The sequence below is a fragment of the Novosphingobium sp. BL-52-GroH genome (genome assembly GCF_044813085.1).
GTDB lineage: Bacteria > Pseudomonadota > Alphaproteobacteria > Sphingomonadales > Sphingomonadaceae > Novosphingobium.
Map to the genome: position 1 here is coordinate 112,178 of NZ_CP171150.1, position 24,120 is coordinate 136,297.

Consider the following 24,120-nt stretch of genomic DNA (forward strand, 5'->3'; position numbering starts at 1 on the left):
GGATCAATCCCAGGCGAGCGGCAAAGCCTCGATGGCCATCACGAGCCCGGCACGCACCCTGATCGCGTCCTGCGGCACTGCCAGCCGGAAATGGCCGATACGTTCAAACCAGACGCGATACAGCGTGGCCAGTTCAAGTTTGGCCAAATGCATGCCAAGGCAGGTGTGATTGCTGCCCCCGAAAGCGGCGTGCACCGCGTTTTTCCGATCGAGCGAGACGTCGAAGGGACAGGTCACCCGTTCCTCGTCCCAGCCGACCATCATCAGCGGCACGAAGATGGCGTCGCCCGCCCGCAATTGCGCGCCCTCCAGTTCAATATCCTGCAAAATCAGGCGCCGCGTCTGTACAAAGGAATAGCGTCGCAACAATTCCTCGACCAGAGCGGGGATCCGCGCAGGATCAGCGATGATCGCTTCTTGCAACGGGCGATCGAGGGCTAGGTGTCGCATGCCAAAGCTCATGGCGTTGACCACCGTATCGAGCCCGCCGACAAACATTACGAAGGTGATCGACTTGAGTTCCTCGTCGTCAAGCTTGCGCCCGTCGAGTTCGAGTTCGAGCAACCGCGAGAGCAGGTCATCCTGCGGCGCGGCACGGCGTTGGGCGAACAAATCGCGATTGATCTCGTGGATCTCCTCGGCCAGCCGGGTTCTGGCGGCGATGTCGGTCAGCGAGCCGAAATAGGTGACCGCAATCGCCCGAAATCGCTCGAACTCGTCGAGCGGCATGCCCATCAGTTGCATGAACACCGATATGGGCAAGCGTGAGGCCATGGCATCGACGAATTCGCAGTGTTTGTCCTCGATAACTCGATCAATCAGGCGATGCGCCCATTTCAGCACTTTGGGCGCCATGGCGCGCACGGCTTGATCGTCGAAAAAGGGTTGGAGCAGTTTGCGATAGGGCAGATGTTCCGGAGGATCGAGCGTCAGCGGGATCATCCTGGGCGAGAAATCGCTGCGGGGAAACGTGACATAGCGACTGGAAAAAACCGATGGGGTGCGTAGCACCTTGTTGACCGCTTCGCGACTGTTGGCCACCCAATGGCCACTGTTCAAAGGGGTCCAGAACACCGGTGGGGCGCTCTCCTTGATCTTGCGGTATCCCTCATGGACATCTTGGGCAAAAGCCGCGTCTTCCATATAGTCAAAGTCGAAGACCGGATCGCGATCAAGCATCGTCAAAGCCGATAAGTTCACAGTTCCCACTCCTTTGATATGCCAATGGCCGTGCGCGGCGGCGGCGCGTTCCGACTAATCCAGATATATGATACAGGGATTTAGCTTTTTCAGTTCTGTGAGGATTCAGGGCGAGTGGCCTCCCTCGCCTGATGCTCAAGAAAGGGTGCTGGCCGCCAGCGTTTGCCCAGCTCTGCGTGAAACGCCTCGATGCGGGCCAAAATCGGGTCCCACCCTTGTTGGGCCGCCCAGAACATTGGTCCACCACGATAAGCGGGAAACCCATATCCGGCCACATAGACGACATCGATATCCGATGGGCGCTGGGCAAAGCCCTGTTCGATGATCCAGCAAGCCTCGTTGACGATCGCGAGAACCACCCGGTCGATGATTTCCGCGTCGCTGAAGGGGCGTCTGGCAATCGCCTTGGCCTTGGCAATCTCGCCCAGCAGCTGATCGATGGCCGGATCAGGCGCGCCCTCTCGGCCGACGTAGGTATAGTAGCCCTTGCCGACCTTCTGGCCAAAGCGCCCGGCCTCGAAGAGGCGATCAAGCAGTGGCGTGTAGTCTGGCGAGGTCGGGTCGACCATGCCAGAGCGGATCATGCCCTGGCGCGACTGAAACACCACATCCAGTCCTCCCAGATCCAGCATCAGGTAAATCCCCATCGGAAAGCCGAAAGCCTTCAGGGCTGCGTCGATCTGCCAAGGCGTAGCGCCTTCTTCCAGCATTCGGTCGCACTCGGCGCGATAGACGCGCAGGATGCGATTGCCGATGAAGCCGGGACAATTCCCCGCCAGAACCGGCACTTTGCCGATCATCTGGGCAAAGCGCATCGCGGTGGCGATCGTGCGGTCGGACGAGGCTTTGCCGCGGATATTCTCACACAATCGCATGACATTGGCTGGCGAGAAAAAGTGCATGCCGATAACGTCGGATGGCCGGCTGGTGGCAGCGGCAATTGCATCGATGTCCAGCGCCGAGGTGTTCGTGGCCAGAACTGCACCGGCTTTTGCTACTGCGTCCAACTGTGCCAGCACTGTCTTCTTCAGGTCGATATTTTCGAAAACCGCCTCGATGATCAGGTCGCACGCGGAAACGTCGGTGTAACGCAGCGTAGGGGTAATCAGACCCAGCGCAGCATCCACCTCGGCTTGACTGCGCGATCCCCGCTCCCGCGAGATCGCATAATTCTTGCGAATCTTGTCCATGCCCGCCTCAAGGCCCTGCTGGCTGGCATCGACCAGCGTTACTTGCAGCCCCGCATTGGCCACCGCCATCGCGATGCCGCCGCCCATCGTGCCCGCGCCGACAATCCCGACGTGCGCGATGTCGGCGGGCTGGGTATCCTTGGCAATGTCGGCGACCTTGGCGGCCTGCCGTTCGGCGAAAAACAGATGCGTCTGCGCGGCGCGCGCCGGGTGCGCGCGGCATTCAGCGAAGGCTTCCCGTTCAAAGGCCAGCCCGGAATCGCCATCCATGGTGCATGCCGCTTCAACACATTCGATGAGTTTGAATGGTGCAAGCGTCCCTTGCCATTTGCGGGCATTGGCAGTCTTGCGTTCCGCGAACATCTGCGGGTCGGTCCCGGCCACCTTGTCGCTCCGGTCTTTCACCAAAACTCGCTGTGCGGATTGCGCGGCCGCCGTAATCGCGAGCCCAATCCCCGCCTCCAGCGGGTTGCCCTCGACAATGCTGTCGATCAGCCCGAGTTCCAGCGCCCGTTGCGCCGGTATCTGATCGCCGGTGAGCATCAGGTCTAGCGCGGCCTGCGGACCAATCAGGCGGGTGGTTCGTTGCGTACCGCCGCCGCCCGGTATCAGGCCGAGCTTGATTTCCGGCAGGCCCAGCCTCGCGGTTGCTGTCGCGATGCGGCAATGGGCACCCAGCGCCAATTCCAGCCCGCCGCCCAGCGCAAATCCCTCGATAACCGCGACCACGATCTTGCCACCGTTTTCCATGCGCGCAATGATGTCGTGAAACGGCGTTCCGGCGGTGGGTTTGCCGAACTCCTTGATGTCGGCGCCCGCCACAAAGCGCCCATTGGCGCCACGCAGGACGATACCGCGAATGCCGGGATCGGCCATCGCCTGATCCAGACACGCAGCCAAGGCATCGCGCACTGCCGCGCCAAGCGCATTGACCGGCGGGTTGTCTATCGTGAGAATGGCAATGCCATCGCAGTTTGTCACGTGCACCGGAGCGCGCAAGACCTGATTATCCGATCCCATCTTTATTCCCTTTTGGCAGCGCGGCGTCCGCCTGGCCCTGTGGCCACCGCATTCAGATCACGCCACTACCGCGCAGTTCTGCGATCTCGATGTCAGACAATCCCAGCCATTCCATGAGGATCGCCGCGCTGTGCTCGCCCAGCAGCGGCGGCGGCAAATCATAGGCCGGCGGTGTCCGGCCCAATCGCGCCGGATTAGCCACAACGGCAATTTCCCCGTCTGGGGCCAAGGGATGTGCTATAATCCGGCGAATTTTACGATGGACGACCTGCGGATCACTGAAGGCATCGGCGTAAGTGCTCACGGTCGCCGCCGGCACGCCCGCGGCATTGAGCGCGTCGAGCAGTTCGCCAGTCCGGCGTTGCGCGATGACCGGTTCGGCGATGGCATCCCACTGCTTGCGGTTGTGATAGCGCTGCATAACCTTGAGAAAGCGCGGATCGTCAATCAGTTCGGGCAGGCCCAGTACTCGGCACAATGCGGCGTAAAACTTGTTGTTGCCGGCCGAAATATAGATCGTGCCATCGCTGCACGCATAAGTGCGCGCCGGATGGCCGCCATTGCCGGCGGTGCCGCGCCGCGCCGGTTGCTCGCCGGTAATTAGGTAATCCTGCACTACATGGGTCTGCATCGCCATGGCCGTGTCCAGCAGGGTCATGTCGATATGCTGCCCGCGTCCCGAAAGCCGCTCGCGTTCGAGCAGGGCGGTGACGATGGCAAATGCGGCATTGTAACCCGTGGCCACATCAACGATCGAAGGGCCGACCCGCATCGGCCCGGCACCGGGCTCGTCGTCGGGTATGCCAGTGACCGCCATCAGGCCGGACTGGGCCTGAAAGATCGGGTCATAGCCGGGGCGGGCGGCATAGGGGCCGTTCTGACCATAGCCGGTCAACGAACAGTAGACGATGCCCGGATTGACGGCCGAAACGGTCTCGTAATCAAGTCCGAAGCGCCGCATGTTCCCTGGCAGGAAGTTTTCGATGACGACATCCGCCTGCTCGATCAACGATTTCACGATGTCCCGGCCGCGCGGATCGGCAAGGTTGATCTCCAGCGAGCGCTTGTTGCGATTGGCGCTGAGATAAAAGGAGGATTCCGCTGTGCGTTCGCCATTGGCGTCCATGATCGCGGCGGAACCGATCGAGCGGCCTTCATCGCCGGACACCGGCCGTTCGATCTTGACCACGTCGGCGCCAAAATCGGCCAGCATCTGCGCGGCCAGCGGCGCGGCAAGCACCCGTCCCAGATCGACCACGCGCAGCCCGCTCAGGGCGCCGCCCGTGCGCCCGGCATCACGCGGGCGCGTCACGCGGCACTCCCGGCAGCTTCGAACACCAACAAGGGGGCGTCGTCGCGCGTGATGATTGTGGCCTGCACGGCCATGCCGATCCGCACCTGATCAGGCGCGATGCCGATGACCTGGCTCATCATGCGCGGCCCCTCGACCAGATCGACCAGCACGATGCTGGCATCCGCCGCGGGGTCCCGGCCGCGTACGCGTGTAGCCGAATAGATGGTACCCCGGCCCGAAGCCTCGACCCATTCCAGATCCGTGTCGCCCGTGCCCGGTTCGGCCACGCGCGGATAGAAAATGAACCTGCCGCTTTGCCGCGCGCGCTGCAGCATGAAGCGCCCCTGTGCCAGAAAATCGCGGTATTGCTTTTCAGGGTGGATCGACATGGCAGCCTCCGCTTGAAAGGTCACAGCGTGTCACCTGTGCCAAGGACGAGTGTGGCCTGATTGGACAGGATCACGCCATTGCCATGGGCTATGCCCAACTTGGCGCCGGGCACCTGTCGCTCGCCGCAAACGCCCTGCAACTGGCGCACACATTCGGTGATGGCAAACAGTCCGTACATGCCCGGGTGCACACAGGACAAACCGCCGCCGTTGGTGTTCACCGGCAGGCTGCCCCCCGGCCCGATCCGGCCGCCTTCGACAAACCGACCACCCTCGCCTTTCGGGCAAAAGCCCAAATCTTCAAGGAACAGGATCGTGTTCAGCGTGAAGGCGTCATACAATTGGAGCACATCCACGTCGCCGGGTTGATAGCCGGATTGGCCAAAGGCCCGAGCGCCCGATTCCTGGGCGGCTGTCACCGTCAGGTCCGGCATCGCGGCGATATAGTCATTGTGCCATGTCGCCGAGGCACCGCCCAGCACATAGACCGGCTCGGCCACGAGATCGCGTGCGCGATCGGCCCGCGTCATGACGATGGCAGCGGCGCCATCGGTCACCAGGCAGCAATCCTGCACACTCAGCGGATCGGAGACCATCCGGGCATTCAGACAATCTTCGATCGTCAGCGGCCCTCGCGCAAAGGCTTCCGGGTTGAGATTGGCCCATCCACGCGCCGCTACAGCCACTTCGGCCAGATGTTCGCGCGTCGTGCCATATTCATGCATGTGGCGCGCCGCCGCCAAAGCGTAGCTGGAAATCGGGTAGCGTGCCTTGTATTCGCTTTCAAACGGCGCGTGCCGTGGCACTGCAACCAGCTTGCCCGAGGCGCTGCGCTGGTTGCTGCCATAGAGGATAAGCGCGGCATCGCAGGCACCGGTCGCCAAGGCATTGGCCGCATGGATCACATGCGTCATGAAGGCAGAGCCGCCCGGCCGGTTGTTGTTGTTCAGCCTCGGCTGGATACCAAGATATTCGGCCGCCGCCAGACCGAAGAAATCGCTGGGAAACGACGAGAACACCGCATCGATGTCGCCCAACTGCAATCCCGCCGCAGCGACGGCGGCGACAGCGGCCTTGGCACCCAGATCGATCGCCGAATAATCGGGCATCTCACCAATGCCGAAGGTCGCCGCGCTGACGATTGCTGCTTTTCCGCGTGGAAACGGTTCGATCTCAAACACCTCTCGCTCCTGAATTGCCGGTCATGCTTCTTCCGGAATTCACCGGGTCTGTTCTAAAAGCCACGTCCTTTGCCTAGCCCGAAGCCGCAGAGCGCGGCGGCTCTGCCGCGTTGCCCTGCTCGGCTGGGCACAGTTCTGTCGCGTCCAGGTAGCGCTTCAACCAATAGCTGCTGTCGCCCAGCATGGCTGTGTTGACCATGATACGCTTGAAATAATGGGCGACGTGATGATCCTCGGAGACGCCCATGCCACCATGCAACTGAACTGCGGCATTTGCGATCGCTTGGGATGCCCGGTCGACCTTGTAACAGGCGGCGGCAAGGCCACCGTTGTGGTCCTTCCTCCAGTCCGCAACCAGCCGCGCGGCAACAAAGGCCATTGAGCGGCCGAGTTCCAGCGCGACGTACATGTCTACCAGCGCGTGCTGGACCACCTGAAACTCTGCCAGCCGACGACCGAACTGCGATCGCTCCTTGAGGTATTCAGAAGTCGTCTCGAACAATCGTTCGGCCGCGCCAACGCTATCTGCGCATTGTGCCGCCGCGCCATGTGCCATTGCCCGGCCGAAAAGGTCAGGCCCGCCGCCGGTCAGCCGGTCGGACTGCTGAACCATCACTTTGTCGAGCGTGATCGCGCCGGCATTGCGACCGTCATGCGTGAGGAAGGGCGTGATCGCGACACCAGCCATCGCACGATCGAGCAAGAACAGCGCCGGCGGTGCATCCCTGCCCTCGCCGGCAATGCGCGCCGGGATAACAAGCTTCTGCGCAATGGCGGCGTTGATCACGACCGGCTTGAATCCGGACAGGCAGTACCCGGACGCGGTGCGGGTTGCCACCGTCTTCAGGGTATTTGCGCCAAACTCGGCTTCCTGCGTAGCCACCGCGACATGCAATTTCCCCGCGACTATAGGTGCAAGCAGCGCGGATGGATCACCCGGCAGGCCTTCGTGAATCAGCCGGGCACCAAGCACGACGGTGGACAGAAATGGTTCGATCACCAGATAGCGCCCCATCTGCCGCATGATATTCATCACATCGACAGGGTCACCGCCAAGCCCGCCCGCGCTCTCGGGCAGCGCAATCGCCAGCCACCCCAGGTCGGCAAATTTTTGCCAGGACGCTTGGGAATAGCCTCCGTCGCAGATGGCGCGGGCACGCTTCTCGAAAGCATATTCATTGCTCAAGAAGCGCTCTACGCTTTCAGCCAGCAAATGCTGGTCTTCCGACATTGTAAAATCCACGCGATCATCCTCTCATTCGCGTCAAACCTGCAAGATACGCCGCGCGATGATATTCTTTTGAATTTCGGAACTGCCGCCGAAAATCGTCAGCTTACGCAAGTCCAGGGCTTGCTGGGACAGGTAGGCCAGTTGATGATCGAAAGGTACTGTGCCCGTGGCGCTGCCCGGATCGGCAATTGCCAAAGGCCCGGCGATACTGGCCAATAAGTCGGCAACATCCTGCATCAACTTTGCCCCTTGCAACTTGAGAACCGAAACTTCTGGCCCGGGCGAGGTGCCTGGCGTCTCTTGCGACATCACCCGATAGGCCGTTGCCTTGAGCGCCAGCAGGTCAATTTCGAGGCGGGCCAGTTCTGCGGCGAAATGCGGGTCGGCAGCCAGTGGCTTGTCGCAACCGGCATACACGTTCACCAGTTTCCGGATATGCTGCAATAACGCCGTGGTCGGCGCCAGCCTGGCGCCGACAAACCGCTCGTGACCCAGGAGCGAACCGGCAATCCGCCAGCCCGCGCCATCCTCACCGACGCGATATGCGCTTGGAATGCGCACATCGTCGAGCATGACCTGATTGACCATGTGAAGGCCGCCCAGAGTGACAATGGGCGTGACGGTGATGCCCGGCGAATCCATAGGCATAAGAAAGAATGAAATGCCCGCCTGCTTGCGCTCTTCCTTTGATGTGCGTGCCAGCAGGAACATCCATTCTGCGTCATGGGCATAGCTGGTCCACAGCTTGACGCCGTTGACGATATAGTCATCGCCGTCGCGGCAGGCGGTTGCCCGCAGCGCCGCCAGATCGCTCCCGGCGTCCGCCTCGGAAAACCCCTGGCACCACCATTCTTCGCTTGACAGAATGGGCGGCAGAAAGCGCCGCTTCTGCTCCTCGGTGCCATAGCTGATGAGGATCGGGCCAAGAAGACTGACACCGGCGGGATTGCCGCGAGGGGCACTGGCGAGGCTGTACTCCTCGTCATACACAAAGCGCTCCATTGCCGACCAGCCGGGCCCCCCGTGGTCTTTTGGCCAATTGGGCGCGCGCCAACCTTTGGCAGCAAGAATACGATCCCATCGCTGCTGCTCGGACTTTTCGATGTGTTCGCAATTGGCCGTGCGCCGCCTGATGTCGGCGGGCAGCGCGTCATGCAGGAAATCGCGAACCTGCGCGCGAAAATCTGCCAGTTCGGGGGCGAAGTCCAGGCGCAGCATCAGGCCGACACTTCTGCTATACGATCGCCCGCGCGCGCCATCGCCATAGTCCAATCAGCATTGCGGCGGCAAAACATGGTATCATCTGATTCTATTGTTAACACGCGTCATCGCCCCTTTCCTTGCGCATGCCATGCTCCGACAATTGCAAACTTACCGACCTTATCTGCGCCAGATTCAGCACTAAGAAAAACGCCCCTTGCGTCTGCTTGATGCCGATTGTATAACGCGCTATACGAAATAAACGCAGGATTTGGCAAGGGACAAGCCGCCCCGGTGCGAAATATTTTTAGGCAAGGGGCAAAAAGACAGGCGTGCGCCTGTTCCCCAAATGTAATTAAAACGACTAATTTACTGTGGTTTACGAGCTTGTGCGCGCGGACTGCTGGCAGGTTAATCGTCCTGTCAATCGAGTGACAGATGCCCCATCGATGGAACGGTGCGCATCAAGAGACATGGGAATGGAGCGTAAATGTCTGAAATCGATCTCGCCGTGCAGGCCATCGTCGGATCCTATGATCACGATCCCGACGAACTTGCAAAGCGCTATGCCTATGAACGCGACGTCCGGCTGCGCCCCGATGCAAACCGTCAGTATATCGAGGTAAAGGCGGAATTCTCACACTATGCCGATGATCCCTACAGCACGCCGACAACCCGGGAGCCTTTGCGCGACCACACCGAGGTGGCGATTGTCGGAGGCGGTATCGGCGGGATCATGTGCGCGGTGCGCCTGCGCGAAGCCGGTTTCGAAGATATCCGAATAATCGACAAAGCCGGCGACTTCAGTGGTTGCTGGTATTGGAATCGTTATCCGGGCCTGCGCTGTGACACGGAATCCTATGTCTACCTGCCGATGGTCGAGGATACCGGCGAAATTCCGCCGGAAAAATACGTGACGGGTGCTTATATCCGCGAATACATGCTCGATCTTGCCCGGAAGCATGATCTTTACCGCCAGGCATGCCTGCAAACCGCGGTGACCGGCCTTGCATGGAACGAAGCGGCAAAACGGTGGCATATTCACACCGATCGCGGCGATGACATGACCGCGACTTTCGTCGTCTTGGCCAATGGCTTGCTGGATCGCCCGAAATTGCCTGGGATTCCTGGCATCGACACGTTCAAGGGCCATACTTTCCATACCAGTCGCTGGGACTACGCATATACCGGCGGTGACGAACGCGGAGACCTTGTCAAACTGGCGGACAAGCGGGTGGGCATTGTTGGCACCGGCGCCACCGGGGTTCAGGTTATTCCCCGCGTCGCCCAATATGCCGGCCATCTCGACGTGTTCCAGCGGACGCCAGCCGCAGTGGACATTCGTGCCAACCGGCCGACCGATCCGGTGTGGGCGCAAAGCCTGCAGGCGGGCTGGCAACGCGCCCGCATCGACAATTTCAACTTGTCGGTGGCGGGGCGCGCACCTGAGATTGACCTGGTCAACGACGGATTCTCGCAAGTCGGCAAATTGCTCGATCCGACCGCCAACTGGGCTGCGCGCCTGCTTGGCCGCCCGATCAGCGAGGAAGAAGGCGAGTATATCACCAACATCCTCGACGACAAGAAAATGATCGAGCTCCGCGCCCGGGTCGATGCGGTAGTCAAGGATCCCGCGACGGCCGAGGCACTGAAACCCTGGCACCGGCGCTGGTGCAAAAGACCATTATTCAGCGACGAATATCTCGAAGCCTTCAACCGCCCGAACGTTAGCCTGGTCGATACCGCAGGCCGTGGAATCGAGCGGATTACAGAGCGCGGTGCCGTCGTGGCGGGCCGGGAACACCCGCTTGACTGCCTGATCTTCGCAACAGGCTTCGATGTTGGCATCGAATTCACCCGCCGCATTGGCTACGACGTCGTTGGGCGCGAAGGCGTTGAACTCAGCCAGTTGTGGAAAGACGGAATGCGCACCTATCAAGGCGTGTTCGTTCCGAACTTTCCCAACCTGTTGATGACGGGATCGGGCCAGAATGCGTCGGCGGTGGTGTTTACGTTTCCCCTCCAGGAGCAGGCCAAACATGTTGCCCACACCCTGAGCCAGATGCGGGCACGCGGCGCGACGACAGTCGAACCTCTCCCCGAAGCGGTTGCAAGCTATGTCGATGAGTGCAAGCCGATGTCGATCAGTCAACGCAAGTTCTGGATCGAATGTACCCCCAGTTACATGAATGGCGAAGGGGAAAAGAATAATCCGCATGGATTTTATGCGAACGCTCACCCTGCGGGCACCGTGGACTTCTACCGAATGCTGGCGGAATGGCGTGACGAAGGCGCACTTTCTGGCCTCAAGCTCCGCTGACTTCCCGGCGCCCCTCGCGGCGTCTAAAGCGATGTTGCCCATGCCGGATAATGCCACTCGACACGGTCGTTCGGTCATCGTTACCGGCACGCGATGGTGAGCGACGGTGGCAGCACAACAATCTGAGACCGACGGCGGGCTTGGTAATTAAGGAACAGATCAATGGGAAGACTGGAGCGGCGGGTTGCCGTCATCACCGGAGCAGCGCAGGGACAGGGGGCCGTCACCGCCCGCCGGTTCATTGACGAGGGTGCCCGGGTCGTGGTGGCTGATATTAAAGCGGACGAAGGCAAGGCGCTTGTGCAGGCGCTGGGACCGAACGCGCTGTTCTGCCACTTGGACGTCCAGTCACCCGAGGATTGGCAGGCCCTCGCCGCGCTCGCCCAGGACCACTGGTGCGCGCCCGACATCCTGGTCAACAATGCCGCGATCGTCCATCACGGCGCGCTGCTCGATCTGGATCAGGCCGACTTTCAAAAGGTGCTCGACATCAACCTGATCGGCGCGTGGCTGGGCATAAAAACGCTGGCGCCAGCGATGATCGATGGTGGTGGTGGCGCGGTCATCAACATCTGTTCGGCATCGGCCCTGATCGGCCTGAACGGGCTGTTTGCCTATGGCGCAAGCAAATGGGCGTTGCGCGGGGTCACGCAAATGGCTGCTATGGAACTGGGGCACCGAGGGGTTCGGGTCAATGCGATCTTTCCCGGTGGCGTGGACACGGCGATGAGTGCGCGCGGCACCACGCCGGACGATAAGTCGGACCGCCAGGCCGAGCGGGTGCGGTTCGCGGGGCAACCGATACAACGTATCGCGCAACCCGAGGAGATCGCGGCAGCCACGCTCTTTCTAGCCAGCGATGAGGCATCCTATATTTGCGGGACAGAACTCATTGTCGATGGGGGGATGACACTGGGCAAATATCTGCCCGCGCTGTCAGGCGCACCGGAATTCCTCGGATAATATTTAAATTTAACACACACTGCAGTATTTACGTTGACCACCCCGGCAACCTGCCCATGTTGCCCTCAAACAGGTCACGCCGTAAAACAGTTATTCAGAGAGGTCGTATGTCCACACCGCTTGCATCCCGACTTGCGCTTGTCACCGGCGCATCCACCGGCATTGGCCGTGCCATTACGCTTGATCTGGCGCGGGCCGGTGCCGAAATCATCGCGGTTGCCTTGCCTAACACTGGACTGGATACACTGGCGACCGAGGTTGCCGCCATGGGCGGTGTCATTGCGACGGTCGAACTCGACCTCAAGGACACCGCCGGTATCGAAAGCCTGGCGCACCGCGTCGCCAGCGAACATGGCAAACTCGATATCTTTGTCGGCAATGCGGGGATCGCGGCCTTGAAGACACGGCTCGCCGACACGGCCTTGCACGCTTTCACCGATATCATCAGCGTGAATGTGGTCGCAAATTTCCAGTTTATCCGCTGCCTGGAGCCGCTGCTACGCAAATCTGACGCCGGGCGCGCCGTGTTTACCACCTCGAGCGTGGCACATCGCGCGCCGGCGCTGCATGGGCCATACTCAAGCTCGAAGGCGGCGCTCGACACGTTGGTGCGGGTATGGTCAGCCGAACTGGCCGACACGAACATCTGCGCCAACCTGTTCAGCCCCGGCCCCGTCCGCACGCAGATGCGCACCACGATCATCGAAGGCGAAGACCCGAACACTTTGCCGCCGCCCGAAGCGATTGCCGCCGCCATGTTGCCCATGTGCCTGCCGACATGGACCCAGTCCGGCGGGATATATGACTTCCGCGCCAAGGTCTTGCAGCGCGTGCAATCCCCGGCATAACCGAGGGTCGCCGCGCCCGCGGCGATATTCGTGCGGAGGGGCGCGCCGGACCAGCGAACGGCTGCGGCTTGCCTCAGCCGAATTTCCGCAACATCTCGGTTGAGCGTAAGCGGGGCCGCGACCCCACCTTGCGGGGCTGAAGCACAGCGCCGAGTCTCCGCGCCCTGATCGGATGGAGGGCGCTGGTGCTATGACGATGCCATGTGATGATGCTGGCACTAGCCGGGTGACCCGCTTCGAAGTGTTCAATGGTGCGGGGCGGCTGCGGGATTGGCCGCCGGGGGTCAAGGCTTCGATCCTGGCCCAGAGCTCTTCCGGGCAGGAGACGGTCTTCTGTGGATGGCTCCCGCGTTGCAAGTGCAATTTGATGATTTGGCGAATTGGTCGGGTGCAGTCTTCTGTCCGGCCTGTTGATGCAGTCGATAGAGACTGCTGGCCCTGATGGAGTCCGCGAACAAGGTCCCATTCTGCTTATCAGGCTATGACGCCTTGGACCGTCCTCTGGTTTTCCCTGTTCCCGGTCTAACCGGTATCGCCATCACATCGCGTCGCTCCCACAACCTCGTGAAGCTGATTTCCTCAGCTAATCCCGTGCTTCGTCAGGCTGCCGGCATTGCCCGATAGACCTCACCGCGCGTCATGATTGCCCAGACGATGCGTGCCGTTTTGTTAGCCATGGCCACCGTCGCAACCCTCACAGGCTTTCTGGCCAGCAGCGCTATGAAATGCGGGTCCGCAGTTTCAGGTCTCGATCTGGCGTAACGGACCAGCGCGGTCGCGCCGATAACGAGCAGCTTTCGGAGATATCGATCGCCCATCTTTGTAATGCGCCCAAGGCGCTCCTTGCCCCCGCTCGAATTCTGAAGCGGCGTCAACCCAAGCCAGGCAGCAAACTGGCGGCCGGATTTGAACTGGCTCGGATCTGCCACCGATGCCGCAAGCGCTGTGGCACCGACCGGGCCGATGCCAGGGATAGTTGCGAGGCGCCGTGCAGCTCCGCAAGCAGTTGGAGAGCCAGGGCGCGGCCGTACCGGCTTTTGTTCCCGCCGTCGTCGATGCCGTTGCCGCAGAGGAGGTCACGCCTGCGATCCAGCGGCCGAAGAAGCGACGGCGCTCGAAGGCGAGCGCAGTGGAACGGGAGATCGACGGTGTTGCGGTGAAGATCAGCCGCGGCGCCGATGCCGGGGTGATTGAAGCGCTCCGGGTTACCCGATGATCGGACCCGGCGCACGTGCCAAGGTCATAGTGGCCACACGCCCGGTCGATTTCCGCAAGGGCCCCGATGCGTTGGCCGCGCTGGTCGGTGTCGAGTACGGCGGTGATCCTTATTCTGGCGTAATTTACGTGTTCCAGGCCAAGCGCAGCCACTTACCGACATTCGGCATACACTTTGCGCCGCGATACGATCGAGTATCCGTGGCACCCAGTCTTCGGGATTGAACTGCAGGTTGCACCCCTCCGGAGCGGCAAGCAGCTGAAACTTATCATCACAGGCCGATTGCCGGGCTACTCACGCGAGGTGCCGCTGTAGATGTTCGACGCCGAACATTGCAGCGGCATGGTCAAAGGCTCTCCCGAAATCAGCATTGAGGGTCTCACCGAGTTGGGGCAATTGCTGGGCGCATTGGGGAAGACTCGGAAACCTCGGGCAACATCGGCTCCTTCAAAATCGAAGGAGAAAGGACGTGCGAGCAACCCGACGCCAAAACAGTTCGCAGCTCAAGCTGCAGTTCGATCCCCCAACTCCGAAACCGTTGGACGGCATGCGCCCGAAGGGTGTGGTGGAGACGCTGGCCGATCTGCTGCTGGAGGCAATCGGCGCAACAACAATCGAGGGAGGCGTGGATGACGACCAAGGTAACGCCTGATCATCTCTCCCGCGCCGCCGTCGTTTACGTCCGCCAGTCGACCATGGCGCAGGTGACCGGTAATCTTGAGAGCCAGCGCCGCCAATATGACCTTGCCGGTGCGGCGAGCGCAACCGGCTTTGCGACCGTTACGGTAATCGATGAGGATCTTGGCCGTTCCGGCTCGGGCAGCATGGAGCGACCTGGCTTCGAGAAGCTGGTCGGGTTGGTTTGCACAGGTGATGTCGGCGCCGTCTATTGTATCGAGGCATCGCGCCTCGCACGCAACGGACGCGACTGGCACCACCTGATCGACCTGTGCGCGCTCGCGGGCACGCTGGTCATCGATCCAGATGGCACCTACGATCCCCGTCTGATCAACGATCGCCTTTTGCTCGGGCCGAAAGGCACGATGGCCGAATACGAGCTCAGCCTGATCCGGCAGCACGGTCTGGCCGCGCGCGATGCCAAGGTGCGTCGGGGCGAATATCGCTTCGCCCTTCCGCCGGGCCTACGCTGGAACGAAATCTGCGCCATCGAGATCGATCCGGACGAACACATCCAAGAGGCGGGTCGACTGGTGTTCGCCAAGTTCAGGAACTCGGTAGCGCGCGCCAGCTGTTTCCTTCGACTGCGGCAACAACACGATCACGCAAGTCCTGCGACAATGCTCTGGCCATCCATGCCGGTCTCCATACCCAGCGCGGATTCTGAATCAGAACTTTCGCGCGGAGGGAATCTTTCGCGATTCAGGCATTGTGGAAAACGCTCTAGCAGGCTCTGACGAAGGCGGCGACAACTGGGCGGTCATCGCCACGCTGATCGAGAACTGCACGATTTCAGGCATCAACCCGCATGCCTGGCTCGCCGAGACGCTCTCCAGGCTCGCAGCGGGTCATCCCGCCAACGCCGTCGGTGAACTCATGCCTTGGACCGCCGTGGCCTGAGCACAGCGCTTACGGCTGAGCGAATTTCTGTCATGATTTGCACAGCCTCTTCGCGCACGGGTCCGCGCGTCGCGCCGCTGATGAGCAGCGCCATGGTTTTGGCCAGGCAAAAAGTATAGCCTTCCTTGCTCACGCGCCCCTGCGATCAACCGGAAGTGGAGATCGCGCTTGTCGTGGCGCCCACCGTGCGATCGCCTTGGCCACCGCTCGCGCCCCAACCGCAGCAGAGTGGTGATTCAGGCTTGCCGAGGATCGACCAGCACACGGATCGGATTTCTGGGATCAGCCAAGCCTTCGAGCGCTGCGGCAACACCGCTGAGACCGACGGTGGAACCCAGTAGGTGCGAGCCATCCACCTTGCCGGTCGCAAGCGCATGCAGCGCAAGATCGAAATCCTCCTGCTCCTCCCCGCCCGCGAACATGATCGTCAGCTGTTTGGTATGGGCTGCAGGCGTGAACATATAGTCAGGCTCGAGACACCATCCACCACTGATGATGCGAGCCCGATAGGTCGCCTGCTGCAATATCTGGTCCATCACGCCCGGTACGCCGACGCATTCGTAGATCACATTCGGCGCACGCCCTCCGGCTTCCGGCAGATTCACATAAGGTGAGCGTTCGCGCGGATCGAAGACGACATCTGCACCCATCTTTCCTGCCAACTCACGCCGTGAAGCATCGAAATCCGTCGCGATGATCGGCCCCAGCCCCAAGAGCTTGAGACCGGCGATCACCGCAAGACCGATGGCGCCACATCCGACGACAAGCGGAACGTCGTCCGGCTGCGGCTTGCCGTAGCGTGCGTGATGAAGGCCCACCGAGAGCGGTTCGGTCAGCACCGCGAGGTCCGTGGCTAGCGAGTCCGGTACTTTCCGCAATATATCCGCGGGCAGCAGCATATACTCGCCGAATCCGCCCGGAAAATCGTTCGAGAGTCCCACATAGGCCTTCTCGCCCTGCGGCGTCGGGATCGAGAGAAGCGACGTGACACGCGTCCCCGTTTCGAACGCCTTCTCAGTCCGGGGACCATATTCGAGCACTTCGGCGACGAATTCATGGCCTAGCACCACGGGGCGCTCAAGGTCGATCCGGAATGGTCCGTTGAAGTCGCGCGACCATTTCACAATCCGTTCGCCATGATGGACGAGGTGAAGGTCGGAAGCGCAGATTCCGCAGCGGTGGGTGCGTACGAGCACCTGCCCCTCCGTCGGGGTCGGATCGGGAAGTTCTCCCACATGGATGCCCTTGTTGAGCATATAGGCGGCCTTCATGATCGTCTCCTTGATTGTCGGGCTATAAATCGCAGCCGACTTGATTTTTCCTTGGCATATCTCGCAGCGTTGCCCGCAGCGGCTTCCGCACGCGCGGCCGGCTCGAGACCGTCCATATATACGATCTGTTCGAGGATATCCGGCGAAATCCAGCCAGGGCCGAATCCCGTGTCCGGCAATTCGGTGGTCGCTTCGATCCTTCCCATTTCGATTAGCGGCTGCGCCCGATCGGCAGCGGTTGCGAGTCGATGTCGATGAGCGACGCATCGCCCTCTTCGCCATAAAGAGGGTAATCGACATATCCTTCTGCGCCTTGGGTGTAATAGGTCGCCCGGTCCGGGCGGTTGAGCCCCCAGCCATGGCGGAAGCGATTAACAAGATCGGGATTGGCGATGAAGCTCTGACCGAAAGCGACCATGTCGGCGCCACCTGCGGCGATCAGAGCCCCCGCACTCGATCGGGTGTAGCCGCTTGTGACCAGATAGGGTCCGTCGAACAAGGGGCGAAGCAGGCCATGGACATCCCAGGGCTGGCCGAAATTGCCGACATGAAGATAGGCGAGACCCCTGGAGGACAGTTCGCGCGTAACATGCGCGTAGGTTTCCTCGGCATCGTCGTCAAAAACATCATGATAAGTCCATCCGGGGCTCAGCTTAACCGCGACGAACCCCGCATTGGTCGCCTTCTGCATCGCATCGACGATATTGAGAAGAAACCGCGCTCGGTTGGCAATCGAGCCGCCGAACTCATCCGTGCGCACATTGGTGTTGGGGCTCAGGAACTGCATGGGAAGATAGCCCGATGCCGCATGGATTTCGACGCCGTCAAATCCCGCTGCCTGTGCCAGCATCGCACATCGGGCGAACTCCGCGATGACGTCGTAGACCTCGGACGTCGAAAGCGCGCGCGGCTGACCATAGGGACGCGCTGCGCGCGGCGAGTTGACTGTATAGTGCCGCGCATGCACATCGGGTTGAACCGACGATGGGGCGACCGGCACATTCCCCTGCGGCAGCATCAGCGGATCGGATATACGTCCGGCATGCATTATCTGGGCGAAAATGACCCCGCCATCGGCATGCACGGCATCGGTCACCTCTCGCCAACCCGTTGCATGATCCTCTGAAACGAGGCCGGGCGCAAAGACATAGCCCTTGCCCATCAGGCTCGGGTACAGGCCCTCGGTAATGATCAGCCCGGCACTGGCACGTTGCTGGTAATAAAGCCGATTGACGTCAACCGGCATCCCGTCGATCCGCGAACGCTGTCGCGTCATCGGCGCCATCACCACACGGTTGGCCAGAGTAACATTACCCAGCGAGAATGGGCTCAGCAGCCTTTCAATATTCTCGTCCATCTCGTGTTCGTCCTGTTCTGTGCATAGCGCGGTCAGCGCCATAAGATCACATTATGGATTTGGTGCTATCGGAGCCGAGCATCCTACCTACCGCCTGTCGGCAGGGACACGTCCGAGGGCGTCGATAGTCGCGATAGCGGGCGCTATTCAGCCGTGCGCTTCGAGTGCGAGTTGCCGCTCAAGTGCATAGACGGGGTCGCGCTCATCGCGATAGCTCCCGGAAGGCAGGCGCTGTTCGGTGATTTCCCGCCGATCATCGAAATCATGGACATACTGGCGCAAGTCGACAGCCCATCGTTGGTCGCGAAACGACCAGTTATCCAGATAACGACCGCGCGCCGTAGCCTGCATCACTCGGTCTCCGTCGGCAAAGCGAAGTGCTGCAGTGACATAGGATTCGCTGGTCGCCGCCTCGCCCGACACGGAAATGAGTATGTTGCTGACTTGGTGCGAGTGCTGAATTATCGACCCGTGATATTCGTTCACATAAGTGATGAATTCCGATCCCAGGCCCTGAAAGATCGTTCCATAGTCAGCCCGGCCGTCCTCATGCCAGACCTTCCGGCCGAGTTCTCGGTCCATGCGGTCCATCGCGCGGCAATAGCGGTAGATTTGTTCGGTGATCTCCTGCTTCGCAAGCAGTTCGGCAAGCACGGTTCCGCACTCTTGGGTTGAACTGGGCCTAGCCATCTTGCACATATTTCCTTCGGTTCGAGGACGACGAAGCGCTACAAGAGCAGAAACTACCCCGGCTCCGGCAGAACTTTTTTGGCCAGCGCTGTGCCCCACGAATCGACGCCGAGCAACGGACCGATCGATATGCCGAATCCGGTCATCTGCGATTGTGACCATTTGGCTTGCAAAACGTACCTGTAAATTCTGACAGGGATTTCAACCTTGGGGTGAACCGCCCTGGGATTGCCGGAGGCCCCAACTCCTGAGAGTGAGGGTCTACAATGAGCAAGACGACGAACAAGTTTGCCCCTGAGGTTCGGCAGCGGGCGATCCGCATGGTACTGGATCACGAGGGCGATTATCGCTCTCGCTGGGCTGCGATCACATCGGTGGCCGGGAAGATCGGGTGTTCCGGGCACACGCTGCTGGAATGGGTGAAGAAATCCGAGGTGGACAGCGGCAAGCGCGGAGGCGTGCCGACGGAGACCGCCGAGAAACTCAAGGCCTTGGAGCGTGAAGTCCGCGAACTGCGGCAGGCCAACGAGATACTGCGCAAGGCTTCGGCATATTTTGCCCAGGCGGAGTTCGACCGCCCGTTCAAACGATGATCGCCTTTATCGACGAGCATCGTGATGCCTATGGGGTCGAGCCGATCTGCAGGGTTCTGCCGATCGCCCCATCCACCTATCGAGCGCCTTGCCAAGCGGCGAGACCCGGCTTTGCAATCCACCCGTGTCCGGCGGGATGAAGAGCTGTCTACGGTGTGCGTAAGGTTTAGCGGCAGATGAAGCGCGAGGGCTTCGATGTCGCGCGCTGCACCGTGCAGCGGTTGATGCGAGATCTTGGTCTGCAAGGGGTAATCCGCGGCAAGCCGGTGCGCACCACGCTCTCGGACAAGGCGGCGCCATGCCCGCTCGATCAGGTCAACCGCCAGTTCCATGCTCCGGCGCCAAACATGCTATGGGTCTCCGACTTCAAATATGTCGCTACCTGGGCGGGGTTCGTCTACGTTGCCTTCGTGATCGACGTCTACGCCCGTTACGTTGTGGGCTGGCGCGTCAGCAGGACGGCGCACGCCAGCTTTGTGCTGGATGCGCTGGAGCAGGCTATCCACGACCGACGTCCCGTTCATCGGGGCGGCCTGGTCCATCAAGTACACCGAACGCCTTGCTGAAGCCGGCATCGAACCATCCGTCGGCAGCGTCGGCGACAGCTACGACAATGCTTTGGCCGAAACGATCAACGGCCTCTACAAAGCTGAAGTGATCCACCGCCGAGGACCTTGGCGCTCGTTCGAAGCCGTCGAATACACCACGCTGGAATGGGTCGACTGGCTTAACAATAGGCGCCTGCTGCAGCCGATCGGAAACATCCCGCCCGTCAAAGCTGAGCATCGCTACTACGCCATGCTGGACGACGTCCCACTGGCTGCCTAATTTAAGAAAACTGGCCTCCGGCAATCCCGGGGCGGTTCAGGGTCGATAAACCGCTGGCATAGACAACGGGCGGCGCCCACCCTACATGGCGGCCCCTGCCAATGGCATCAGAACTGCCCAGAGCAGAGACCGATCCGAATGCATCGGCTCGGCTGCTCTGGGCTTTTTCTTTACCGCATTTTCCGAGTCAGCAGGTAATTCCACCTGCTTCGAAAACGCTCTAGCTGTCCCATAAAATGAGGCCCAGTTCCAAGGCCTTAAGACATGCTGCATATTTGGTTCGCACGCACAGCTTGGCCATCGCGTTGTGCAGGTGAAAGGTAATAGTCCGCTCAGTTACCCCCATGATAGTCGCGGTCTCCCATGCCGTCTTCCCCCGGCAGGTCCATCGCAAAGCCTCGGATTCCCGTGGCGTAAGTGATGTGTGCGGCTTTACCGTCTCACCGCTGATCCTCTGGTAGGCCTGAGCCAAGTGCGAGCCCAGCACCATCACATCATTGGACAAGGCTTGGCGCGACATATTGAACTTTGTTGCTCCGCCATCGAATACGCCCACAAATATGTGCCGCTGGGCGAACGGGCCATTGACGCGAAATGATACACCGCGCTCATAACCTATGTTGAGTATACGCTTGAACAGTTCGGCGCAACGCCCATCCGGGGAGCCCGCGAGATCATGTGAATCCCAAAGAACCGGGCACCAACTCCTATCGACCTGGCGTGCAACGGGATCGACGAGGTCGCATCGGTGCGATTTGTAGTAGGCCAAGTGATGCCAGTCGAAATCGCCGAAGACCTCATTTTTGTGCGATCGGTTCACCGTCCGCAACATGAAGGAACTGAATCCAAGCTTGCTCAGGGTATTGCTTGTCAAATCCTGAAGATCGCCCAAGGCGACAATGTGACTGACCTTGCGTGGATAAAATTCCATTAGACTTTTCATTACCTATCCCGATCTTTGCCGATCTAAATCGCCAGCTTTTAGGCGGATTTTATCCAGATAATTTGGCATGTAAACGCAGCCGCACCCAGGGACTGTCAGCCGCGCGACGCCCGTTGCCGCGTTCAGCGCGCAATTCTCCAATGCCATGTGCAGCAAGGGGTCGAGGGTTGATATAGGTCGTCATTGCCAAGGCTGCGAAAAAAGTGTCTGTGAGGCTTGGCGATCTCTGAGGCTGGTCAAAGAGCGCGGATTATAGTGGTCTTATAAGCACGATCCGTACGATTTACCAGAAAATCGGAGGGATCAGGCGAGCTGCGTGAAGCTGAGATCGTGTTGCGTGGCCTGCTTGTACCGCGACAAACTGGATGGTGAATCGTGTTGCCTCACGAAGGAACGTTCCCGAACAACACGACCGTTGCCTCACGTAATTGTTCCTTACAGGCCCTCGCGCATCAATGCCATTGCATGTGACGGATTGCCGTGCAGCTGAGCCGTAGGCGAGGCGGAACGGTAGATAGGCGGCGGTCTTGAGGCGGACACCGCCATATTCCATCCTCGCGGATGACCTCAGCCGACAAGGCATCCAGATCAAACACGAGACCATCGTCACCCTCGACTGCCATGATCTGACGAAAGTCCGCGATCAGCCGGTCAGGATCGGGATCGCCATGCCCCAGAAAATCGGCATCGCGCGTCACGCGGCTGTCGTCCTCGATCCAGACGGTGACGAGCATTCCGCCTTTCAGAACGAACCGATCACGGTGCTCGGTCACGGAAAGCCGGTAAAGCAGGCGTTCGAGGGCGAAGCGCACCAGCACTACGTCAAAGGCGCGCCCTTCCTTGCGGGCGATGTTGAGCAGGCGATCCTTGACGGACTTGGCGAGATTGACTGGCGCCTTAGCCATTTGAGGTGAGCGCTTCGAGGTAGGGCTGCATCGTTTTCCAGGCTCCGCCCATTTTCGCGGCGTCGGCGATCATGGCCGGTGTCGCCTTGTGCAGCCGAAGTGCGGTACGCAGGCTTTCGATGGCCATCGATCGGTCCACCAGCTTCGGGTTTCGAAAGGCGTCCGCCAGGGTCTTCGAGACTGAGTAGATCGGCACTTGCACGCCCGCGATCGCATGGTACTCGATGCCGGATCGCAGATAGGCATCGGTAAAGCGGACCAGTCGTATCGGCGGGTAGGATTGCACCGGAGCCCAGTCGCTGCCGCCTATCGCCATCCAGACGCGCCGGGGCATCTGGTCAGTCAGGTCATGGAACGCGAGGGCAGAGACAAGCGCGACGACTCCTTTGGGAACCCTGAGTGCTGCTTCGGCGAGTATCTGGCCTTCGGCGACATCAGCATCAGGCTTTTGATAAACGCCCCGTCCGATCCGCTCGATCTCTCCGGCTTCAACTGCCCTGGCGATCGTCTGGGGGTTGATGCCTGAGGCGCGTAGTTCTGAAGCGCGCAGCATCGTACCACCGCCTAGAAGGCGGAGCAGTCGGGCATTTTGCGGTTCAGGCGCAACGGGCACGTAACAAATCCTCGGTTTGCAGATAAATCTATCAGAGGTTTTGTTACGTGTCACTCCAGATCGATCTGTACAGGACGCCCATATTCAATGCTTGAAGCAGTGCTCGCGATGCCAGCTTAGGAAGCTTGGATGCGGCCGGTCAGCGATGTGCGCCGGAGGAAGCGCAAAGCCGGTGCGATTGATCAGGCCCCAGATTGCCTCGCCATCATTTGCCTGGCGGCTGACGAGAACTTCAAGATCATCGGCGAGAGTGATGAGGCCTCGATCGAACATCCAGTGGACAGTTCCTGACAAAGCGAGACCGTTGCTCACGACATCCGGACCGCCTTTTTCGACGGGACGGATATGTGCCGCCTCGACTTCGGCCCTGCCTCCGCCATTGATGAGCTTCAAGCCCGTGATTGCGCACCGCGCTTCATAGGCCGTAACGACCCGACGCCGAAACAGGCGATCGCGCACCAGGCGTGAGCCGAGATAATCGACGCGGTCACGCTCGATCTCATGAACGAAGGACAGACGTTCTTCGCGCAACATCTCGGCGTCAGATGTAGCCGCCACCCCGCCGACGCGGGGCAGGAAGTCGACCTCCTCGGCAATGCCAAGATCAATGATCCGATTGAAGTCGCGATCCAAAAGCGGTCGAACCTCCGACTGAGCCCGGCCGGAAATCTTGCTAGCCTCATTCAAGACCCCGCGTTCAACGATGCCGAGTGGGCCGTTGAACGGCACCACGTTTACAAAATCCAGGTATGACCCCGGCTCGATCAGGGCCAAATACATGCCAGGTGCAGAAGGATCGGGCACCGCCTGGTCCACTTTCGCGACCGCGAAGTACCCCTTCGAAAGCCGGATTTTGCTCGGTTCGTAATAAATAATCCAATCGCCGATGCAGGCGCTCACACGACTTAGGTACTGCGGGGGAAACTGATACCGCTCGGCCGGACTGTCGTCATAAATCGAGTCCGAACGATGGACGAAGACACTTTTATCCATCTGACGCGGATATCCGGATAAGCAGGTGCGGGAAACTGATAACCTTCAATCGCAGCACCAAATTCATGCGCAGCCCGCATCGTTGGCGTCGAAGCAGCGATAGACGTCTCGCACCGGCTCCTCGCTCAAGCACCATCGACCCTTTGTCGCCATTAAGCCGCCAAATTTTCGTTCCTAGGTGCGGTCCGTCCGCTAACCGGCGGATTGCGATCCGACCGCGATACTACGCAGGTAAATCCACGCGAATAGCACCAACCCGCGTGTAGGCAGGCGATCGATTGGGTAGGTTGTGTTCGC

The 24,120-nt window shown here is 60.4% G+C and carries 21 protein-coding genes, 3 pseudogenes and 1 other annotated feature; of the genes and pseudogenes, 9 read left to right on the forward strand and 15 right to left on the reverse strand.

The genetic code is table 11. The features are described from left to right. Window positions 1–3 precede the first annotated feature (3 nt). From ACFFDA_RS08175 to ACFFDA_RS08205, 7 genes are all read right to left on the reverse strand, one after another. Window positions 4–1,200: a cytochrome P450 gene (locus ACFFDA_RS08175; RefSeq protein WP_404478632.1), complete on the reverse strand. Its 1,197-nt coding sequence runs from the start codon at window positions 1,198–1,200 to the stop codon at window positions 4–6. Between the two features lie 89 nt (window positions 1,201–1,289). Next, window positions 1,290–3,410 carry a 3-hydroxyacyl-CoA dehydrogenase NAD-binding domain-containing protein gene (locus ACFFDA_RS08180; RefSeq protein ID WP_404478633.1) on the reverse strand — a complete coding sequence of 707 codons (2,121 nt, stop codon included), beginning with the start codon at window positions 3,408–3,410 and terminating at the stop codon, window positions 1,290–1,292. A 52-nt stretch (window positions 3,411–3,462) separates the two neighbouring features. Then, the gene (locus ACFFDA_RS08185) at window positions 3,463–4,722 is read right to left on the reverse strand and encodes a CaiB/BaiF CoA transferase family protein (protein ID WP_404478634.1); all 1,260 of its coding nucleotides are present in this window, start codon (window positions 4,720–4,722) and stop codon (window positions 3,463–3,465) included. Then, complete coding sequence (locus tag ACFFDA_RS08190; protein ID WP_404478635.1) at window positions 4,719–5,093, reverse strand: Zn-ribbon domain-containing OB-fold protein; 375 nt, start codon at window positions 5,091–5,093, stop codon at window positions 4,719–4,721. The genes ACFFDA_RS08185 and ACFFDA_RS08190 overlap by 4 nt, the downstream gene beginning before the upstream one ends. A 20-nt stretch (window positions 5,094–5,113) precedes the next feature. Beyond that, on the reverse strand, window positions 5,114–6,265 hold the full coding sequence (locus tag ACFFDA_RS08195) for a thiolase (RefSeq protein ID WP_404478762.1): 1,152 nt from the start codon (window positions 6,263–6,265) through the stop codon (window positions 5,114–5,116). Between the two features lie 82 nt (window positions 6,266–6,347). Further along, window positions 6,348–7,505 carry an acyl-CoA dehydrogenase family protein gene (locus ACFFDA_RS08200; RefSeq protein ID WP_404478636.1) on the reverse strand — a complete coding sequence of 386 codons (1,158 nt, stop codon included), beginning with the start codon at window positions 7,503–7,505 and terminating at the stop codon, window positions 6,348–6,350. 33 nt (window positions 7,506–7,538) lie between these two features. Next, complete coding sequence (locus ACFFDA_RS08205; protein WP_404478637.1) at window positions 7,539–8,723, reverse strand: acyl-CoA dehydrogenase family protein; 1,185 nt, start codon at window positions 8,721–8,723, stop codon at window positions 7,539–7,541. A 472-nt stretch (window positions 8,724–9,195) separates the two neighbouring features. Here ACFFDA_RS08205 and ACFFDA_RS08210 point away from each other — a divergent pair, with 472 nt between their 5' ends. From ACFFDA_RS08210 to ACFFDA_RS08220, 3 genes are all read left to right on the forward strand, one after another. Continuing rightward, a complete protein-coding gene (locus ACFFDA_RS08210; protein WP_404478638.1) occupies window positions 9,196–11,025 on the forward strand; it encodes a flavin-containing monooxygenase in 1,830 nt (609 codons plus the stop codon). A 162-nt stretch (window positions 11,026–11,187) separates the two neighbouring features. Continuing rightward, entirely contained in the window at window positions 11,188–11,988 is an 801-nt protein-coding gene (locus ACFFDA_RS08215; RefSeq protein WP_404478639.1) for an SDR family NAD(P)-dependent oxidoreductase, read from the forward strand. 107 nt (window positions 11,989–12,095) lie between these two features. Then, a complete protein-coding gene (locus ACFFDA_RS08220; RefSeq protein ID WP_404478640.1) occupies window positions 12,096–12,836 on the forward strand; it encodes an SDR family NAD(P)-dependent oxidoreductase in 741 nt (246 codons plus the stop codon). A gap of 599 nt (window positions 12,837–13,435) precedes the next feature. On the opposite strand, the pseudogene ACFFDA_RS08225 reads toward ACFFDA_RS08220, so the two are convergent. After that, window positions 13,436–13,828 (reverse strand): annotated as a pseudogene (locus ACFFDA_RS08225) (IS110 family transposase); the annotation flags it as partial. Here ACFFDA_RS08225 and ACFFDA_RS08230 point away from each other — a divergent pair. The 5 genes and pseudogenes from ACFFDA_RS08230 (at window position 13,825) to ACFFDA_RS08250 (ending at window position 15,630) form a co-directional block, all read left to right on the forward strand. After that, window positions 13,825–14,052: a hypothetical protein gene (locus ACFFDA_RS08230; RefSeq protein WP_404478641.1), complete on the forward strand. Its 228-nt coding sequence runs from the start codon at window positions 13,825–13,827 to the stop codon at window positions 14,050–14,052. The pseudogene ACFFDA_RS08225 and the gene ACFFDA_RS08230 overlap by 4 nt on opposite strands. Further along, complete coding sequence (gene tnpB / locus ACFFDA_RS08235) at window positions 14,049–14,276, forward strand: IS66 family insertion sequence element accessory protein TnpB (protein WP_404478642.1); 228 nt, start codon at window positions 14,049–14,051, stop codon at window positions 14,274–14,276. The genes ACFFDA_RS08230 and tnpB overlap by 4 nt, the downstream gene beginning before the upstream one ends. A gap of 245 nt (window positions 14,277–14,521) precedes the next feature. Then, on the forward strand, window positions 14,522–14,704 hold the full coding sequence (locus ACFFDA_RS08240) for a hypothetical protein (protein ID WP_404478643.1): 183 nt from the start codon (window positions 14,522–14,524) through the stop codon (window positions 14,702–14,704). Continuing rightward, window positions 14,682–15,307: pseudogene (locus ACFFDA_RS08245) on the forward strand (recombinase family protein); the annotation flags it as partial. The gene ACFFDA_RS08240 and the pseudogene ACFFDA_RS08245, both read left to right, overlap by 23 nt. Before the next feature lie 134 nt (window positions 15,308–15,441). After that, window positions 15,442–15,630 carry a transposase domain-containing protein gene (locus ACFFDA_RS08250; RefSeq protein WP_404478644.1) on the forward strand — a complete coding sequence of 63 codons (189 nt, stop codon included), beginning with the start codon at window positions 15,442–15,444 and terminating at the stop codon, window positions 15,628–15,630. A gap of 236 nt (window positions 15,631–15,866) precedes the next feature. Here the strand turns inward: ACFFDA_RS08250 and ACFFDA_RS08255 are convergent, their stop codons facing one another. The 3 genes from ACFFDA_RS08255 to ACFFDA_RS08265 all read right to left on the reverse strand — a co-directional run bounded on the left by ACFFDA_RS08255 (window position 15,867) and on the right by ACFFDA_RS08265 (window position 18,912). Beyond that, window positions 15,867–16,901, reverse strand: a complete 1,035-nt coding sequence (locus tag ACFFDA_RS08255) for a zinc-binding dehydrogenase (protein ID WP_404478645.1) — start codon at window positions 16,899–16,901, stop codon at window positions 15,867–15,869. Window positions 16,902–17,112: 211 nt separating this feature from the next. Then, complete coding sequence (locus ACFFDA_RS08260) at window positions 17,113–18,300, reverse strand: alkene reductase (protein ID WP_404478647.1); 1,188 nt, start codon at window positions 18,298–18,300, stop codon at window positions 17,113–17,115. A gap of 105 nt (window positions 18,301–18,405) precedes the next feature. Then, on the reverse strand, window positions 18,406–18,912 hold the full coding sequence (locus tag ACFFDA_RS08265; RefSeq protein WP_404478648.1) for a nuclear transport factor 2 family protein: 507 nt from the start codon (window positions 18,910–18,912) through the stop codon (window positions 18,406–18,408). Between the two features lie 302 nt (window positions 18,913–19,214). On the opposite strand from ACFFDA_RS08265, the pseudogene ACFFDA_RS08270 reads away from it, so the two are divergent. Then, window positions 19,215–20,369, forward strand: a pseudogene (locus tag ACFFDA_RS08270) (IS3 family transposase). Further along, window positions 19,496–19,612 (forward strand) — a sequence feature (AL1L pseudoknot). It overlaps the preceding pseudogene by 117 nt. Before the next feature lie 220 nt (window positions 20,370–20,589). Here ACFFDA_RS08270 and ACFFDA_RS08275 read toward each other — a convergent pair. From ACFFDA_RS08275 to ACFFDA_RS08290, 4 genes are all read right to left on the reverse strand, one after another. Continuing rightward, window positions 20,590–21,300 carry a helix-turn-helix transcriptional regulator gene (locus tag ACFFDA_RS08275; protein WP_404478649.1) on the reverse strand — a complete coding sequence of 237 codons (711 nt, stop codon included), beginning with the start codon at window positions 21,298–21,300 and terminating at the stop codon, window positions 20,590–20,592. A 464-nt stretch (window positions 21,301–21,764) separates the two neighbouring features. Then, the gene (locus tag ACFFDA_RS08280; RefSeq protein WP_404478650.1) at window positions 21,765–22,217 is read right to left on the reverse strand and encodes a nucleotidyl transferase AbiEii/AbiGii toxin family protein; all 453 of its coding nucleotides are present in this window, start codon (window positions 22,215–22,217) and stop codon (window positions 21,765–21,767) included. Further along, a complete protein-coding gene (locus ACFFDA_RS08285) occupies window positions 22,210–22,797 on the reverse strand; it encodes an AbiEi antitoxin N-terminal domain-containing protein (protein WP_404478763.1) in 588 nt (195 codons plus the stop codon). Before ACFFDA_RS08285 ends, ACFFDA_RS08280 begins: the two co-directional genes overlap by 8 nt. 117 nt (window positions 22,798–22,914) lie before the next feature. Then, window positions 22,915–23,823 (reverse strand): HNH endonuclease, encoded by a 909-nt coding sequence (locus ACFFDA_RS08290; RefSeq protein WP_404478651.1) that lies wholly within the window; start codon window positions 23,821–23,823, stop codon window positions 22,915–22,917. Window positions 23,824–24,120 lie beyond the last annotated feature (297 nt).

Excerpts from the sequence above, each read along its gene's own strand:
- ACFFDA_RS08180 (WP_404478633.1), bottom strand. The coding sequence starts at position 3,410 with ATGGGATCGGATAATCAGGTCTTGCGCGCTCCGGTGCACGTGACAAAC.
- ACFFDA_RS08190 (WP_404478635.1), bottom strand. The coding sequence starts at position 5,093 with ATGTCGATCCACCCTGAAAAGCAATACCGCGATTTTCTGGCACAGGGG.
- ACFFDA_RS08200 (WP_404478636.1), bottom strand. The coding sequence starts at position 7,505 with ATGTCGGAAGACCAGCATTTGCTGGCTGAAAGCGTAGAGCGCTTCTTG.
- ACFFDA_RS08205 (WP_404478637.1), bottom strand. The coding sequence starts at position 8,723 with ATGCTGCGCCTGGACTTCGCCCCCGAACTGGCAGATTTTCGCGCGCAG.
- ACFFDA_RS08210 (WP_404478638.1), top strand. The coding sequence starts at position 9,196 with ATGTCTGAAATCGATCTCGCCGTGCAGGCCATCGTCGGATCCTATGAT.
- ACFFDA_RS08215 (WP_404478639.1), top strand. The coding sequence starts at position 11,188 with ATGGGAAGACTGGAGCGGCGGGTTGCCGTCATCACCGGAGCAGCGCAG.
- ACFFDA_RS08220 (WP_404478640.1), top strand. The coding sequence starts at position 12,096 with ATGTCCACACCGCTTGCATCCCGACTTGCGCTTGTCACCGGCGCATCC.
- tnpB (WP_404478642.1), top strand. The coding sequence starts at position 14,049 with ATGATCGGACCCGGCGCACGTGCCAAGGTCATAGTGGCCACACGCCCG.
- ACFFDA_RS08255 (WP_404478645.1), bottom strand. The coding sequence starts at position 16,901 with ATGAAGGCCGCCTATATGCTCAACAAGGGCATCCATGTGGGAGAACTT.
- ACFFDA_RS08260 (WP_404478647.1), bottom strand. The coding sequence starts at position 18,300 with ATGGCGCTGACCGCGCTATGCACAGAACAGGACGAACACGAGATGGAC.
- ACFFDA_RS08275 (WP_404478649.1), bottom strand. The coding sequence starts at position 21,300 with ATGGAATTTTATCCACGCAAGGTCAGTCACATTGTCGCCTTGGGCGAT.
- ACFFDA_RS08280 (WP_404478650.1), bottom strand. The coding sequence starts at position 22,217 with ATGGCTAAGGCGCCAGTCAATCTCGCCAAGTCCGTCAAGGATCGCCTG.
- ACFFDA_RS08290 (WP_404478651.1), bottom strand. The coding sequence starts at position 23,823 with ATGGATAAAAGTGTCTTCGTCCATCGTTCGGACTCGATTTATGACGAC.